The organism is Mycolicibacterium sp. P4_G11, from assembly GCF_056555145.1.
Genome location: NZ_JBFUJW010000013.1, coordinates 26,691 through 42,025, shown reverse-complemented (window position 1 = coordinate 42,025; position 15,335 = coordinate 26,691). Strand labels below are relative to the sequence as shown.

The following is a 15,335-nucleotide window of genomic DNA, read 5'->3' as shown; positions in this document are numbered from 1 at the left end:
GTTGCCGCGCGAACCGTCAGATGCTGCATGGTCTTGGTAGTCGGCCCTGGGGCGACGCGATGCGACGTCGGATCACGTGAGGCCCGTGCTACGTCTGGCGCCCGAGTTTTTCGGGTGCCTGAGAGCCGGGCCGACTGCACTAAGAGTGTCATAAGATTCGCGGCGCTTTTCGGCCGGAAATGGTTACCAACGAGTTCTACGGATCGGTAACCACCCGGCTGGGTAACACCGCGTCCTGGGACCGCCTGTACCCAACAGGACAAACGTCCTGTTGGCGGGTGGTTACGGTCGAGTAGCAACAACATCGCTGATCAAAGCGGTATTGTTATCAAATCGTTACCGCGTTTGCGACGGCGCCGAACCTTACTAATGAGTAGGAAAAGACCCGGTCCAGAAAACACTCGACATTGACGGTCTGTGTGTCTATACGCGCGGTAAGTTACCGCGCGGCCATTTGCTGGGCTTGTTTGCCGTTTTCTTAGAGCTGAGCGCCAGCTAACTACTGAGCAGTAATCTGCGCGACCGTCAGTCCCACTGCCCGAAGCGGGGCTTGAGGATGTGGTTGAGGTCGACCCCGACTCCTCCGACGTGTTGCTTGTCGATCTCCACCTGATGCAGAGCCGCCGCCGGATGCGCGGCCCCGCCGGGCGAGCCCCAGTTGTGCTGCCAGAAGTACGAACCCAGGCCGTCCTGCACGGCCCACTCGATGGTCTTGGAGTTGGCGTACACCCCGACCCGCTGGTGGCCCAACACCGATTCCCAGCCGCGGAGATAGGGCGCAACCTGCGCTTTGTACTGCGCCGGAGTCGGATCGTCGTCGATGGATGCGTAGATCGGCGCACCGACCGGGCCGCCCGCCGCGGTGTGCAACTGGAATCCGCGCTGGGCGTGCTGCACGCCGGCGGCGTGGCCCCCGAGCCAGTCGGCGGTGGATTCCTTGCCGTACTGATAGCAGGAGACGATCTTCAAGCCGCCTTTGTAGAGGTCCCGCGCCTCGGGCAGCAGGATCGGCTTGCCCAGCATCCACTGCCCACCCGGTCGCCGGTCCGAGACATAACGGATGGCTCCCAGCGCCCCCGCCGACCGGATATCGGCCGCGCTGAGCACCCCCGCCGCGTAGTCCAGCAACACTCCGTGCGGGGCCGCTGAGGCGGTCGTCGCGCCGAGCACCGATTGCAACCCGGCCCCTAGGCCGAGTGCCGCTGGGGCGGCTGCAGCGTATTTCAGCAGGTCACGACGCGAAATTGCCACGAGTCTCAGGATATGACAGCTACCCCTTCTGAACCGTTAGCCACACCCGTGCACTCTTGCCCCAGTCGCACCCGCCCAACGCGAAGAAAGTCGCCACATTCGTGCGATTTCTCGCCATCTCCTTCACGCTCCACGCGCAACCGCATCGGCGACGTGCCGGTGCCCGATGATCTCGAACCCGGCCACGCTCACCATCGGCGCCAGGCTCGCCACCAACAGGCAGAAGGTCATGGGCACCCCGACGGCCGCGAGCACGACCGTCGCCACCAGCACCACCGCGGTCAGCACCAACAGCAGCAGGTGAAAGGCGTCCACCGTCCTCAGCATCATCGCGTACAGCACGTAGACCAACGCGATGTAGATGCCGACCGGGATCACCACGCTCAGCACCGTCGCCACCGACCCCAGCGCCGAGTGGTGCTGGATGAAGTACGCGGCCGTGTGCAGACCGGCGCCGGTCGCGACGATGGCGCCGTACAGCGGCATGTGCAGGTAGGCGAACCAGAATCCCCGTTCGCGGTGCGCGTGCAGGACGTCGGCCCCCGGCACCGTGAAGTACACCCACCACATGCCGAAGGTCAGCGCCGTACCCGAGATCGCCAGGAGGACCGCGTCAGCGGACCAGCCATGCTCCCCGACGACAGCCGAGAGCGAGGCGACGGTCCCGACGACGCCCTCCCCGAGCGCGATGATCGCCAGCAGCCCGTAGCGTTCGGCGATGTGATGGGCGTGCCACGGGGTGCCGCCGCGCCGTATCTCGGCGACCATCGGACCGCCCAGTTCGATGAGTCCCAGCAATACCCAGATGCTCAGCGTCACCGGCACATTCGTCGGCAGGAACACCGTCCCGATCCAGCCCACCTGGACCACCGACACGATCGACACGTACGTCATCGCCGCTGACCGGCGTGCCGGGTCCTGCCGTGCCGCACGTAACCACTGCCCCACCAAGGCAATTCGCATCACCACGTAGCCGGCGACCAGCACCGCGTTGTCGACGTGGTGGCCGTGCTCGATCGACGCGTAGAACGCCGGCAGACCGAGCGCCAGGACCAGCACGCCGACCATCTCGACCATGGTCATCAACCGGAACACCCAGTCGTCGGTGTCGTACGCCGAGGCGAACCAGGTGAAGTTGATCCACGCCAGGATGATCGCGAAGGTGGCGAAGACGAATGCCGTGATGCCGGCACCGACGTGACCCGCGGCCAGCATGTGCGCCAGTTCCGATGCCGCCACCCCGAACGCGACGACGAAGGTCAGGTCGAACAGCAGCTCCAGCGGCGTCGCCACCCGGTGCTGCTCGTGCGGGTCGCGTCCCCGCATCGGCGTCAGCCGATGGGCCCGCACCGCGCTGTGTGGGTCAGGAGCGTGCTGCTGCACCCCGTCCATGCCATGTCCCTTCAGCAAATCCTGGCGGCGTCCGGGCCGCGTCACGGTAAGCCTGCCGCAGATCCCCGCTCCCGTCCCACTACCGTGAAGACGTGTCCGCCCCCCCGATCGCCGTCGGCGTGGTTCTCGCCGCCGGTATCGGATCGCGGGTCGGGGCCGACGGCAACAAGGCCTACCTGAAATTGGCCGGCCGCAGCATGGTGGCGTGGTCGGTCGCGGCGGTGGCTGCCAGCCCGGAGGTCGCCCGCACCATCCTGGTGTTCCGGCGCGGCGAACGCGACCAGGTCGTGCAACTCATGGCCGACGAACTCCCCGGCACCACAGTCGAATTCGTCGAGGGCGGTGATTCCCGGCACGGCTCGGAACACAACGTGCTGAGCTACCTGGCCGCGGACATCGATGCCGGGACGGTCGACGTGGTGCTGATCCACGACGCCGCCCGCCCACTCGCCGGTGCCGACTTGATGGACACCGCCGTCACCACCGCGCGGGCGCAGGGCGGCGCCATTCCGGTGCTGCCGTCGGGTGACGTGCTGCGGATGACGGCCGACGGCCTCAGTGCCATCGACCAATCCCTGGTCCGGGTGCAGACGCCGCAGGCGTTCCTGGCCACGCCGCTGTGGCGGGCCTACCAGGACGCGGCCGCCGCCGGCTTCGAAGGCACGGACACGTCGTCATGCGTGGAGCGCTTCACCGACATCGAGGTCCACGCGATCGCCGGGTCGGCCCAGAATTTCAAGGTGACGTTCGCGCACGACGTGCAAGTCGCCGAGCGGCTGCTCAGCCGGCGGTGACACCGAGGGCGGCTCTCGAACCGTCTCAGGTACCCACATTGCCACGGGCTCCTATGCCGAACGTGACGGCTAACGGTGACAACACACCGAGCGGCTCCGCGGTAAGCCGCACATTCGACGTAGGAACCGGCACCACACCTCACTACTCAAAGGTCGTCCCGCTGAACCGCGGCGAACGCCTGCTCAGCCGGCGGTGACGATCGCCTCCAGCAGTCGCCGATCCTGCGCGAGGTCGACGGCGAATGCGTTCGGGTCCCCGTCAACGGTGCCGACCCGCAGTCCGGCGGAGGTCAGCACGGCGAGGTCATCGGTCCGCGGGAGTCGGGCCAGGGCCGTTGCCGAGAACGCCCGCGGGTACTGCGCGGCGACGAGCTCCGACCGGTCCACGTTGCCGAGCACAATGTCGTGCGCCGCAATGCTTTTCACGCTGTCGGTCATCGGCAGGACCGGCAGTACGACGTCGTGGTCCGCCAGCCCCGCCGCTACGCGGACCGCCAGATCAGCGGGAGCGAGCGGATACCGCACGTCGTGCAGCAGAACCCCGTCCCCGACGCCGAGCGGCCACCTGTCGCACGCTCTTTCGCCAATTTCGTGCCATAACTGGCCATTCGGCGCCGCGATGACACGCACGTCGCTGAGGTCGTGCGCCGCAAGGCATTCGGTGGCGGCGTCCGCCAACTCGTCAGCGGCCACCACCCTCACCGGCGCCACGTCGCGCACCGCCCGGACTGCCCGGACCAGGGCCGGTTCACCGGCGATCGGCGCGGTGAAGTCGGCCGGCGCCAAGCCGGCCGGCACGATGACGATCGCCGACACACTCACCGCCACACCCTAACTCCGGTTGGGCGGCAGCCCTCGCCTGTCCGACGAAGTGAGCCGGCGCGCGATCAAGTCCAGTACGAAGCCCAGCGCGCCGATCACCACGATCACCGCCACCACCTGGTCGTAGGCCAGCTGGTCGCGGGCGTTGAGCACCTGATAGCCCAGACCCGAACGCACACCCAGCATTTCCGCCGGGACCAACACCACCCAGGCAATGCCCAGCGCGACGCGGATGCCCGTCTGCAACTGCCCCCGGATCGCCGGCAGCACCACGGCCGTCACCAGTTCCCACCGCGTGGCATGGAACGACCGCGCCACATCCAGATAGCCCGGCTCGACGGCGCGCACGCCGGCCACGGTGTTGATCAGCACCGGCCACACGGCCGCCACCGCGATGAGGAAGATCACCGGCTCGTTGCCGATGCCGAACACCGCCACGGCGATCGGGGCCCATGACAGCGGCGAGATCATGCGGACGAACTGGACGATCGGCGCCGTGGCTCGCTCGGCCGTGGCGCTGAGTCCGAGCAGCAATCCGGCCGGAATCCCGATGACCACCGCCACCGCCAGCCCGATCACCAACCGCCACAGGCTGATCCCGATGTCCGGCAGCAGGACACCTCGGGAGAACAGGTCAACGATCGCGGGCGCGACGCGCTGTGGCGCGGCCTGGCGCAGCAGCGAGTGCGGGGCGCTCAACACGGTGGTCGCCAGCCACCAGAGACCGATCGCGAGGGCGACGGCAGCCACCGGCGGAGTCCAACGGCGTACCGCCGCCGGTGGATCGATCACCACGCGGACGGGTGTTGTGGTCATAACAGCTCCAATTGCTCGGCTCGGGTGTAATCGCTGAGGCCGAATGCGGCCGGACCGCCATGAGCCTGAATGGAATTACGGACGAAGGTGTCATCGACAAGGTCGTCGTGCACGGTGGCGAGGTCCAGCCGCTCCAGGAAGCTCCGGTCGCCATCGACGACGGTGCTGTGCATGGCCGCGACAAGTGCCGTGGTGAAGCTCGGGAACGGGAACGGCTGAAAGCCGAGCCGCTGCGGCTGCCACCCCGGGTGATGCAGCGGGTAGGGCGCCGTGGGATAGGTCATCGCCAGCGCGACCGCCGGCACCGGCTGGGGCAGATAGCGACCACCGCCGAGTTTCGCGGCCGCTGACTTCCGGTCGTTCGACAGTACGAGTTGTGCTGCCACCACCGCGTCCGTGAGCTGCTGAACAGCGGCCGGACGGCTGCTGATCACGTCGTCCCGGGTCACCAGGGCGCAGCACGCATGGTCGCGCCACACGTCACCGAGGAAGGTGTGGATGCGCCCGATCTTCTTGGTCTGCGCCATCGCGTTGAACGGGTCGGCGACCACGTAGCCGCCGATGGTGCCGGTGGCCAATGCCGGCACCATGTCCGACGGACTCATGACGACGAGCTCCACGGTGCGCTCGGACCGCGACGCCGAACGGCGGATCACTGGTTGCAATCCGTTGGCCCGCAACATCTTCTGCAGGACGATGTTGTGGATGGACCACCAGAACGGAATCGCTACCTGCGCTCCCGCCAGGTCCGACAATTCGCGGATGTGTGGGGCGACGGTGAGTGCCGAGCCGTTGGTGTGGTTCCAGCCGAGTACCCGGACCCCACCACCGAGCGCGTACCGCAACTGCACCGCCATCGGCATCAGCAGATGCACGACGTCGAGCTGCCGGTTCAGGAACGCCTCGCCCAGGGCCGCCCAACTCCGGAACAGCACGGGCTTGCCCACACCGGCCGGATACAGACCCGCGGAGTGCGCCATCAACAACGGTGCCGCGTCGGTGATCGGTAGATAGCCCACCCGCAGCGGCCCGGCCGCCGCGGAATCCGTTGTGGCACTGTGCGCCAGGTCGGCCAGGCCGAACGCCCCGCCGGCAGCCGCTGCCGCGGCTATCAGGGCCCGCCGCCGCGAGATCAGCAGGCTCATGCCACCCACAGTTCGGAAACCCGGTAATGGCTGAGGATTTCGTCACGCAGCCCCGATCGGTCCGCTTCACCCAGGTGCCATTGGCGACGGATGCGGCCGCCGTCCGCCAGCAGGACGACGCGCTGCGCGAGGGCCAGCGCCTCCTCGACGTCATGGGTGACCAGCAGCACCGTGACACCCAATTCGGTTGTGAGCGTGGTCAACCACTGTTGCAGGTCAGCACGTGTCGCGGGGTCCAGCGCGCTGAACGGTTCATCGAGCAGGAGCAACTGAGGCCGGGTCGCCACCGCGCGCAGGATGGCCACGCGTTGGGCCTGCCCGCCGGAGAGCTGGTCGGGATAGCGGTCGGCGAGCTCATCGACGCCGAAGCGTCGCATCAGTTCGGCGGCATAGTCCGCGTCGAATCCACTGCGCCGGCGTGCGAATCGTCGCGCATAGGAGACGTTGCCCAGCACCGTCAGCCATGGCATCAGCAGCGCGTCCTGGAAAACCACCCCGATGTGCGGCTGCTCGCCGCTGGCGGGCCAACTGACGGTTCCCGAGCTCAGCGATTCCAGGCCGGCCAGCACCCGCAGCAGCGTCGATTTCCCGCTGCCGCTGCGCCCGAGCACGGCGACGAACTCCCCCGCTTCGACGGCCAGATCGATGCCGTCGAGCACCACGCTGTCGCCAAATCTCTTGCTGCCCGCTGTTATTCGTACTGCTTCAGTTCCCACCTCAGTTGTCCTTCCGATGGTGATTGCACGGGCAGAAAAGCTGCTTCGCGGAACCGGCGATTGGCCGCCGTCCCGGCGCGATAGCCCCGTCCACCAGCCAGGGCCGATTCCAGACGGGTCGCCGCCACCGCAACGTTGGCGGCGTCCAGCCGGAGCCGGATCACGTCGGACAGTTCGGCTTCTCCTGGCGCCGAAGCGAATTCGTAGAGGCGGCGACGGTTGCGTTGGGCTTGCGCCTGCAGATCGGCGAGGTCACCGTCGAACTGGGCGGCCAGCGCGTCGGTCGCACTACCGGCCGCGGTCAGTGCCGCACCGGTGACCCCGACGCAGAATGCGGTCTGCAGCAGCAAGAACGTCGGCTTGATCCCGCGGACGAACCCGGTGAGGTCGGCGCTGATGATGCGGTCCGCGTTCACCTCGACCTCTTCCAGGCGCAGCGACGTCGACCCGGTGCTACCCAAGGCCATCAGCGCGGGCGCCGGATCGACCACCACGCCGACCGCGCTCACGTCGACCGCGACGACGTACAGGCGGCCCGTGACCGTCCGTGCCGGCAGGACGATCAATGCGTCGTCAAAGACGTTGGACGCCCAGCGGATTGGTCCACTGAGCCGCAGTCCACGACGCGTCTCCCCGGCGAAGATCGGAAGCTGCCCGAGGCCCGCCACGTGCTTGAGCCCGGCTGCCATGGCGGTCACGCCGGGGCGGCGTGCGGTGAGCAACGCCTCCGACAGGTCCGGCCGGTCGGCGAGGTAGTGAATCGCCATCTGATGCGCCCAAGCCGAGAACCCGGCGGCGAGGCTCACCGCCGACACCTGCTCGATCACCCGCACGGAGTCGGGCAGGTCCCGAAGCCCGAACAATCCGGCAGCGCCGAGGGCACGCAGATCGTCACGGACGTCGGTGCGCCCCGCGTCCAGGTCACCGGCCCGGGCGTCCACCCCGGTCGTGACATGCGCCAACCTGGTCGCGACGTCGTCGGACACCAGAGTCGTCATTGCCCACCACTTTCCAGTCCGTACAACCGATCGATCGGGGTCTGCACGGCCACGCGCGCCCGCCGCACCGCGTCCTCGTCCGGCGCGTCGTAGAAACACAGGCACTTGTCCATGTCGACCCGCACGTAGGTGCGCAGGAAGCTGACCTCGGGCACCTCCGCGTATTTCGGCGCATTGGCCTTCTTGCGGCTCAGGTAGCTCTCCATGTCCAGGTCGGCGGGCAGGTCCCACTCGACCAGGTATCCGGCTGTCGGGCGGACGGCTTTCAGCTGGTCCAGTTCGGCACCGACCAGTCGCACTTCGTGTGGACCGGTGAGTTCTGCGGCCCCAACCGACGGCGCGTCGATCGCCAGCGGGCCATCAGTGAGTTCAGCCACCACGAACAGCCGGTGCTGTCCGGTCACCTGAGCCTCGATGAGTTCGCCGCCGGCCCGGTGCACTTCGGCGTCGAGCGTCTTGATCGCCTGATCGACGTCGGCCCGGCCGGTCAGTCCGGCGATTTCGTAGAGGTACAGAGTCACGGTGTCTTCCTGTTCGTCGGTGGCGATGACATCACGACGCTCGCATGAACAGACCGGTCTGTCTATCTACGTTCCTCGGCTATGGTGCAGATATGAGCGCGACTCGCACCCACCGCCCGGACCGGCCGGCGCCCCGCACCGACCCCGCCGGGCCGGCTCAGCGACTCCTCACCACGGCGTCGAATCTCTTTGCCGCACAGGGCATTCGCGCCGTCGGCATCGATACGATCCTGCGCGAGGCGGGGGTGGCCAAGGCCAGCCTGTACAGCTCGTACGGGTCGAAGGACGCGTTGGTCATCGCGTACCTGAATGAATTGGATCAGGCTGATCGCAAGCGCTGGAATACGAAGACATCCGGGCTCGAGGACCCGGTGGACAAGCTGCTGACGTTCTTCGACCTCGCGGCCGCCGCGGCACGCAAACGCCAGTTCCGCGGCTGCCTCTACGCCAATGCGGCCACCGAGTTCCCGGGCGACACCCTCGACCCGGTACGGGCGCACCGGCTATGGATGCGCGAGCAGCTGAGCGCCCTCCTACGGGACGCCGCAGTGCCGAATGCCGCCACGACCGCTCAGCGCATTCAGCTCATCTACGACGGCGCCCTCACCGCGTCCAAGCTCGACCGGTCGACCGCCCCGATCACCCTGGCCCGCCAGATGACCGCCGAGCTGGTCGCGTCCCTCCGCGAGCAGACGTGACAGCCAGTTACTTGCCGGCTGCGGCCGGCTGAATCCCGATGGCCGCCAACCGCCGCTCGGATGCCTCCGGGCGAACGAACTTCGGCCACCAGAACCACCGCCCCAGCATCGCCGCGATGGCCGGTGTCATGAAGGACCGGACGATCAGGGTGTCGAACAGCAGACCCAGCGCGATGGTCGTACCGACCTGCGCCATGACCTTCAGGTCGCTGAAGGCGAACGACGCCATGGTGGCGGCGAACACCAGACCAGCTGAGGTGACCACCGATCCGGTGCCGGCCATCGAGCGGATGATGCCGGTCTTCAGACCGCCCGACAGCTCTTCCTTGAATCGCGACACCAGGAGCAGGTTGTAGTCGGAGCCCACCGCCAGCAGCAGGATGACCGACATGGGCAGCACCATCCAGTGCAGCTCGAGGCCGATCAGGTGCTGCCACAACAGAACTGACATACCGAACGACGCACCCAGCGACAGCAGCACGGTGCCGACGATCACGCCCGCCGCGACCATGCTTCGGGTGATGAGCAGCATGATGATGAAAATCAGTGACACCGCGGCGATTCCGGCGATCATCAGGTCGTACTGCGCGCCGTCGTGCATGTCCTTGTAGGTGGCCGCGGTGCCGGCCAGATAGATCTTGGAGCCCTCCAGTGGCGTGCCCTTGATGGCTTCCTTGGCAGCCTGCTTGATCGGGTCGACGTGGGCGATGCCGTCGGGCGTCGCCGGGTCGCCTTCGTGCTGAATGATGAAGCGCACCGACTTGCCGTCCGGCGAGATGAAGTTCTTCATGCCGCGCTTGAAGTCCTTGTTGTCGAAGGCTTCCGGTGGCAGGTAGAAGGAATCGTCGTTCAGCGAGACGTCGAACGCCTCGCCCATCGCCGCCGCGTTGTCCGACGACGCCGCACGCTGATCCACCTGACCCTTCTGGGTCTGGTACATGCTCAGCATGTACTGCTTCATGTTCTTCATGACCTCGATCTGCGGCGGCATCACCGTGACCATCTCGGCCGTCAGCTTGTCCATCTTCATCAGATCCGGCACCAGCGACTGAATGTCGTCGGTCATGACGTCGATGCCGTCGAGGGTGTCGAACAGCGCCCGCGTCGACCAGCACATCGGAATGTCGTAGCAATGCGGTTCCCAGTACAGGTAGTTACGGATCGGCCGCAGGAAATCGTCGAAATCGGAGATGTGGTCGCGCAGGTCGGCGACGTCGAGCGCCATGTTGGCCGTCTTCATCGACATGTCGTGCGTGGTGGCGGCCATCTGCGTGGTGATGGACTGCATCTTGGTCATCGTGTCGATGCTGACCTGCATGTCGTTGGCCTGTTGCAGCATGTTGGCCATCGAATCCAGCTGGTACTTCTCCGTCATCTTCGAGGTGACGGCCTGCATGCCCATGATGAACGGAATCGTCGTGTGCTTGATGGGTTTTCCGTCGGGGCGGGTGATCGTCTGCACCCGCGCGACACCCTGGGTGTGCACGATGGCCTTGGCGATCTTGTTGATCACCAGGAAGTCGGCCGAGTTCCGCAGATCGTGATCGCTCTGCACCATCAGCAGTTCGGGATTCATCCGGGACGCGCTGAAATGCCGTTCGGCCGCGGCGTATCCGACGTTGGCCGTCAGCTCGGCCGGCACGTAGCGGCGGGCGTCGTAGTTGGTCTTGTACCCGGGCAGCGTCACGAGTCCGACAAGGGCGAGCGCCAGCGTGGCGACGAGCACCGGGCCCGGCCAGCGCACCACCAGGACGCCGACGCGACGCCAGCCGCGGGACTGGATCGGGCGCTTCGGTTCGAAGCGGCCGAACCGGCTACCGATCTTGATGACGGCGGGGCCGAGCGTCAGGGCCGCGACGACGGCCACGAGGGTGCCGATCGCACAGGGCACGCCCATGGTCTGGAAGTAGGGCAGCCGGGTGAAGCTCAGGCACAGCATGGCGCCGGCGATCGTCAACCCGGATCCCAGGACCACGTGCGCCGTCCCGCGGAACATGGTGTCGTAGGCCTGCACGCGGTCTTCTTTGTCTCCGCGCGCTTCCTGGTAGCGCCCGATGGCGAAGATGGCGTAGTCGGTGCCCGCCGCGATCACCATCAGCGTCAGCAGGTTGACCGCGAACGTCGACAGGCCGATGACGTTCGCGTTGGCCAGGAACGCGACGACACCGCGGGCGGCGCCGAGTTCGAGGAACACCATCAGCAGGATCAGGATCATCGTCATGATCGACCGGTAGACGACCAGCAGCATCACGGCGATCACCAGCAAGGTGATGGCGGTGACCTTGGCGACGCTCTTGTCGCCGGCGTGGTGCTGGTCGGACACCAGCGGCGCGCCGCCGGTGACGAACACGTGGAGCCCGGCCGGCGGCTTGGAGTCGGCGACGACCTGCCGAACCGAGGCGACGGAGTCGTTGGCCTTCGTCTCGCCCTGGTTGCCACGCAGGTAGACCTGGACGTACGCGGCCTTGCCGTCGGCGCTCTGCGAGCCGACCGCGGTCAGCGGGTCACTCCAGAAGTCCGCGACGTGCTCGACATGCTCGGTGTTGGCAGTCAGCTTCGCGACGAGACCGTCGTAGTAGTGGTGTGCCTCGGCGCCGAGCGGCTGGTCCCCCTCCAGCACGATCATCGCGTTGCTGTCGGAATCGAACTCCTGGAAGTTGGCGCCGATCTGCTTCATCGCGATCATCGCCGGGCCGTCCTTGGCGCTCAGCCCGACGGTGTGTGCCTCACCGACCTTCTCCAGCGGCGGGACCAGCGTGTTGGTGGCGACGTTGAGCGCGAACCAGCCGATCACGATCGGTATCGCCAGCACCCAGATCAGGTGGCCGATCTTGGATCGTTCGGTGTTGGTGGCACTCACGCGGGGCACCCTTCCATCAGGCCCGACAGGTCCATGGAAATGGAGCTCGGCGGCGTTACACAATCACTGTCGCGCGAAATATACCTAGCTCACCAAACTTTTATCCATAGCAACCACACAAAATGCCCCTCTACCTCCCACGAAATGGGACAAATCGGGGTCTTCTGCCGCGATTTCGGCCGTAGCGTTGACGGGATGGACAATTCTCCGGCCGATACGTTCGGCAAGCGCTACGGCGAAGTTCTGCTGGTCTCCCAGACACCGACCGGGCCCCAGGTCGCGGTGTTCAACACCTTCCCGCTCAATGACTGCCCACAGGACGCCTGGTCGGCGCTCAACCCCCAGGGCCTCGCCGGTGAGAACGGGGTCGCCGCCGCTTTGCTCAACGGACCCCGGTACTGGCTGATGAGCGAGATCGTGAAGACCCGTGCGGACGTCGGCGAACAGAAGACGTTCGGCGGCATCGAGATGCTGCAGCAGGCGACGGTGCAACTGTCGTCGATGAACCCGGCGCCCTACAGCGTGAACAAGGTCAGCCGCCGCACGGTGTTCGTGTTCGGGGCCGGGCGGCCGGTCTTCGAACTGCTCGATCCGCAGGGGCAGCGCTGGGTCATGCAGTCCTGGAGCCAGACCGTCGACCCGACGCTGGCGCTGTCGGACCTGCCGGAGCTCGGTGCCCGACTGCAGCTGCCCGACGGCTGGAGCTATCGGACGTCGACCCTGACCAGCCCGCTGAGTATCGACACCACCATCGACGACGCCCATGTCACCCAGGACAACCTCGGCAACACCTACTCGTTGGCGCCGGCCTGATTCTGCTGGGCGTTCCCAAACCCGTTCGGGTGCGTTACAAACAGAGGCGGGGTTGTTCCTGACGCGGTGGGCTGAACTGAAGGAGGCCGTATGGCTTGGGATTTCGAAACCGATCCGGAGTTCCAGGAACTCCTGGACTGGGCCGACGCCTTCGTGCGCGACGAAGTCGAGCCGCTCGACCTGATCTGGCCGCACCTGCAGTACACCGCGCTCGACGAGACCCGGCGCCGGGTCGTCGACCCGCTCAAGGAACAGGTGCGCCGAAAAGGCTTGTGGGCCACCCACCTTGGCCCCGAACTCGGCGGCCAGGGTTTCGGCCAACTGAAACTGGCGCTGCTCAACGAGATTCTGGGGCGCAGCCAGTGGGCGCCGATCATCTTCGGCTGTCAGGCCCCGGACACCGGCAACGCGGAGATCATCGCGCACTACGGCACCCCGGAGCAGAAGGAGCAGTACCTACGGCCGCTGCTCAACGGCGAGGTCTTCTCGTGTTATTCGATGACCGAGCCACAGGGCGGCGCCGACCCGACGCAGTTCACCACCTCCGCCGTGCGCGACGGCGACGACTGGGTTATCAACGGCTACAAGTTCTTCTCCTCCAACGCGTCCACCTCGACGTTCCTGATCGTCATGGTGGTGACCAACCCGGACGTCAGCCCATACCAGGGCATGTCGATGTTCCTCGTCCCCACTGACACGCCGGGCGTCAACATCATCCGCAACTCGGCGATCTACGGGGAATCCGACGGCCACGGCTCGCACGCCCTGATCCATTACGACAATGTGCGCGTGCCGAATTCGGCTGTGCTCGGCGGTGAGGGCCAGGCTTTCGTCATCGCGCAGACGCGCCTCGGCGGCGGCCGCATCCACCACGCGATGCGCACCATCGGGCTCTCGCAGAAGGCGCTCGACATGATGTGCGAGCGGGCGTTGTCGCGGCACACCGCGGGCAGCCTGCTGGCCGACAAACAGGCCGTGCAGGGCTTCATCGCCGACTCCTGGGCGCAGCTGCAGCAGTTCCGGCTGTTCGTGCTGCACACCGCGTGGAAGATCGACAAGTACAACGACTACAAGTTGGTCCGTAAGGACATCGCCGCGGTCAAGGTCGTCATGCCGACGGTGCTGCACGACATCGCCTGGCGCGCAATGCAAGTGCACGGCGCGCTCGGGGTCACCAATGAGGTGCCGTTCCTGGGCATGGTTGCCGGCGCCGCGGTGATGGGGTTGGCCGACGGACCGACCGAGGTGCACAAGGTCACGGTCGCCAAGCAGGTGCTGCGCGACTACACCGGCACCGACGAGCTGTGGCCGACCGAGTGGCTGCCGGGCAAACGTGAAGCGGCACAAGCGAAGTATGCCGAGTACCTGGAACTGGAAGTGGGCAATCTGTAGGCGGAGTTCTCGCCTCTACCGCGCCAGCAACCGGGTCACACCCCGCATCACCGCCCTACTCGCCGCATGCCGGGCCTGGTCAACCAACGACGGCGCCGGCGGCGGCGGCGCGGCCGCACCCAGCCGCGGGAAGAGCGCCAGCGCGTTGGTGCGGTCGATCTCACGCCGCCCGGCGTCGTCCAATCCCCCGTATGACTCCAGCCCGGCCGCGAACAGCTGACTGACCTCTACAGGCGCGAATGGGAAATCCGAACCGAAGGTGACGTGGCCCGGCTTCGCGAAAGCCAACAGCGACGGCAGCGCGGCCGCCGTGGACGACAGTGCGGTGTCGAAGTAGAAGCCCGCGAAGTCGTCGAGGTGATCGGCCGGGCTGCCGCCGACATCACTCGTGATGCCCATGGCCATGCGGTAGGACGCATACGGGACGAACCCGCCGGCATGGCTGAGGATGAACCGGATGTTCGGGTAGCGGCGGCGAATACCGTTGCGCACCAGCAGGTACGCCGCCCGGCTGGTGTCCAGCAGGAAGTCGGCAGCGAACGGCAGCACTCCGTCGATCGTGGGGCCCGGAAGCTCGGCGGGGTGGATGAACACCACGGCCGACCGCGCGTCGAGCTCCGCGAACAACGCGTCCTGGCCCGTCGCACCTACATAGGTCCCGACGCTGTTGGCGAGCAGGAACACCCCGTCGGCACCCAATTCGTCGAGCGCACGCACCGACTCAGCGACGGAGGCATCCAGGTGCGGCATCGGCAGCGTGGCGAAGAACCCGAACCGATCCGGCTGGGCGGCAGCCAGTTCTGCGCTGTAGTCGTTGAGGTCGCGAGCCAATGCCGCCGCGTCGGCCGCGGCCGGCAACATCGTCGTGCCCGGCGCGGAGACCGACAGGATGGCGGTCGCGACACCGAGTTTCGCCATTGCGTCAAGCGACGCTTCCGGAGTCCAGCCCGGCATCGCCCGGCCGCCGGCATCGCCGATACCGGCGCGATCCAACACCTTTCGGTATTCCGGCGGGACCATGTGGTGGTGGGTATCAATACGGTTCATGATGTTTCCTCCTCCGGTGATTTGTGCACGATATTCCGCGCGCACCGCGGAAAATCGTGCACAAATCGCG

At 66.6% G+C, this 15,335-nt stretch carries 14 protein-coding genes; 4 read left to right on the top strand and 10 right to left on the bottom strand.

Annotated elements, in window-relative coordinates:
* Window positions 1-525: 525 nt before the first annotated feature.
* Entirely contained in the window at window positions 526-1,251 is a 726-nt protein-coding gene (locus AC1U2B_RS24870; protein WP_071289652.1) for a DUF1906 domain-containing protein, read from the bottom strand.
* 123 nt (window positions 1,252-1,374) lie between these two features.
* Window positions 1,375-2,577, bottom strand: coding sequence for a low temperature requirement protein A (locus tag AC1U2B_RS24865; protein ID WP_480219026.1), 1,203 nt, complete (start codon window positions 2,575-2,577; stop codon window positions 1,375-1,377).
* A gap of 158 nt (window positions 2,578-2,735) precedes the next feature.
* On the opposite strand from AC1U2B_RS24865, the gene AC1U2B_RS24860 reads away from it, so the two are divergent.
* Window positions 2,736-3,437, top strand: a complete 702-nt coding sequence (locus AC1U2B_RS24860; RefSeq protein WP_480218892.1) for an IspD/TarI family cytidylyltransferase — start codon at window positions 2,736-2,738, stop codon at window positions 3,435-3,437.
* A 183-nt stretch (window positions 3,438-3,620) separates the two neighbouring features.
* On the opposite strand, the gene AC1U2B_RS24855 is transcribed toward AC1U2B_RS24860, so the two are convergent.
* Genes AC1U2B_RS24855 through AC1U2B_RS24830 form a run of 6 tightly spaced genes read right to left on the bottom strand, consistent with a single transcriptional unit; the run spans window position 3,621 to window position 8,455 of the window.
* Entirely contained in the window at window positions 3,621-4,259 is a 639-nt protein-coding gene (locus AC1U2B_RS24855) for an IspD/TarI family cytidylyltransferase (RefSeq protein ID WP_480218891.1), read from the bottom strand.
* A gap of 9 nt (window positions 4,260-4,268) precedes the next feature.
* The gene (locus tag AC1U2B_RS24850; protein WP_480218890.1) at window positions 4,269-5,075 is read right to left on the bottom strand and encodes an ABC transporter permease; all 807 of its coding nucleotides are present in this window, start codon (window positions 5,073-5,075) and stop codon (window positions 4,269-4,271) included.
* Window positions 5,072-6,220 (bottom strand): ABC transporter substrate-binding protein, encoded by a 1,149-nt coding sequence (locus tag AC1U2B_RS24845; RefSeq protein ID WP_480218889.1) that lies wholly within the window; start codon window positions 6,218-6,220, stop codon window positions 5,072-5,074. The genes AC1U2B_RS24850 and AC1U2B_RS24845 overlap by 4 nt, the downstream gene beginning before the upstream one ends.
* The gene (locus tag AC1U2B_RS24840) at window positions 6,217-6,936 is read right to left on the bottom strand and encodes an ABC transporter ATP-binding protein (RefSeq protein ID WP_260940260.1); all 720 of its coding nucleotides are present in this window, start codon (window positions 6,934-6,936) and stop codon (window positions 6,217-6,219) included. Before AC1U2B_RS24840 ends, AC1U2B_RS24845 begins: the two co-directional genes overlap by 4 nt.
* Window positions 6,912-7,934 (bottom strand): acyl-CoA dehydrogenase family protein, encoded by a 1,023-nt coding sequence (locus tag AC1U2B_RS24835; RefSeq protein ID WP_480218888.1) that lies wholly within the window; start codon window positions 7,932-7,934, stop codon window positions 6,912-6,914. The genes AC1U2B_RS24840 and AC1U2B_RS24835 overlap by 25 nt, the downstream gene beginning before the upstream one ends.
* Window positions 7,931-8,455, bottom strand: a complete 525-nt coding sequence (locus tag AC1U2B_RS24830; RefSeq protein ID WP_480218887.1) for a DUF4242 domain-containing protein — start codon at window positions 8,453-8,455, stop codon at window positions 7,931-7,933. Before AC1U2B_RS24830 ends, AC1U2B_RS24835 begins: the two co-directional genes overlap by 4 nt.
* Window positions 8,456-8,547: 92 nt before the next feature.
* On the opposite strand from AC1U2B_RS24830, the gene AC1U2B_RS24825 reads away from it, so the two are divergent.
* Window positions 8,548-9,153 carry a TetR/AcrR family transcriptional regulator gene (locus AC1U2B_RS24825; RefSeq protein ID WP_480218886.1) on the top strand — a complete coding sequence of 202 codons (606 nt, stop codon included), beginning with the start codon at window positions 8,548-8,550 and terminating at the stop codon, window positions 9,151-9,153.
* Window positions 9,154-9,160: 7 nt separating this feature from the next.
* Here AC1U2B_RS24825 and AC1U2B_RS24820 read toward each other — a convergent pair whose 3' ends face one another.
* A complete protein-coding gene (locus tag AC1U2B_RS24820) occupies window positions 9,161-12,013 on the bottom strand; it encodes an MMPL/RND family transporter (protein WP_480218885.1) in 2,853 nt (950 codons plus the stop codon).
* 195 nt (window positions 12,014-12,208) lie between these two features.
* On the opposite strand from AC1U2B_RS24820, the gene AC1U2B_RS24815 reads away from it, so the two are divergent.
* Together AC1U2B_RS24815 and AC1U2B_RS24810 are read left to right on the top strand one after the other, a co-directional pair.
* Entirely contained in the window at window positions 12,209-12,826 is a 618-nt protein-coding gene (locus tag AC1U2B_RS24815; RefSeq protein WP_480218884.1) for a hypothetical protein, read from the top strand.
* Window positions 12,827-12,916: 90 nt separating this feature from the next.
* A complete protein-coding gene (locus tag AC1U2B_RS24810) occupies window positions 12,917-14,218 on the top strand; it encodes an acyl-CoA dehydrogenase family protein (protein ID WP_480218883.1) in 1,302 nt (433 codons plus the stop codon).
* Between the two features lie 15 nt (window positions 14,219-14,233).
* Here the strand turns inward: AC1U2B_RS24810 and AC1U2B_RS24805 are convergent, their stop codons facing one another.
* Complete coding sequence (locus tag AC1U2B_RS24805) at window positions 14,234-15,265, bottom strand: amidohydrolase family protein (RefSeq protein WP_480218882.1); 1,032 nt, start codon at window positions 15,263-15,265, stop codon at window positions 14,234-14,236.
* Window positions 15,266-15,335: the final 70 nt, after the last annotated feature.

What these genes read in the sequence shown, in the direction of transcription:
- AC1U2B_RS24865 (WP_480219026.1), bottom strand. Translation starts at nt 2,577, where the DNA reads ATGCGGGGACGCGACCCGCACGAGCAGCACCGGGTGGCGACGCCGCTG.
- AC1U2B_RS24850 (WP_480218890.1), bottom strand. Translation starts at nt 5,075, where the DNA reads ATGACCACAACACCCGTCCGCGTGGTGATCGATCCACCGGCGGCGGTA.
- AC1U2B_RS24845 (WP_480218889.1), bottom strand. Translation starts at nt 6,220, where the DNA reads ATGAGCCTGCTGATCTCGCGGCGGCGGGCCCTGATAGCCGCGGCAGCG.
- AC1U2B_RS24835 (WP_480218888.1), bottom strand. Translation starts at nt 7,934, where the DNA reads ATGACGACTCTGGTGTCCGACGACGTCGCGACCAGGTTGGCGCATGTC.
- AC1U2B_RS24825 (WP_480218886.1), top strand. Translation starts at nt 8,548, where the DNA reads ATGAGCGCGACTCGCACCCACCGCCCGGACCGGCCGGCGCCCCGCACC.
- AC1U2B_RS24815 (WP_480218884.1), top strand. Translation starts at nt 12,209, where the DNA reads ATGGACAATTCTCCGGCCGATACGTTCGGCAAGCGCTACGGCGAAGTT.
- AC1U2B_RS24810 (WP_480218883.1), top strand. Translation starts at nt 12,917, where the DNA reads ATGGCTTGGGATTTCGAAACCGATCCGGAGTTCCAGGAACTCCTGGAC.
- AC1U2B_RS24805 (WP_480218882.1), bottom strand. Translation starts at nt 15,265, where the DNA reads ATGAACCGTATTGATACCCACCACCACATGGTCCCGCCGGAATACCGA.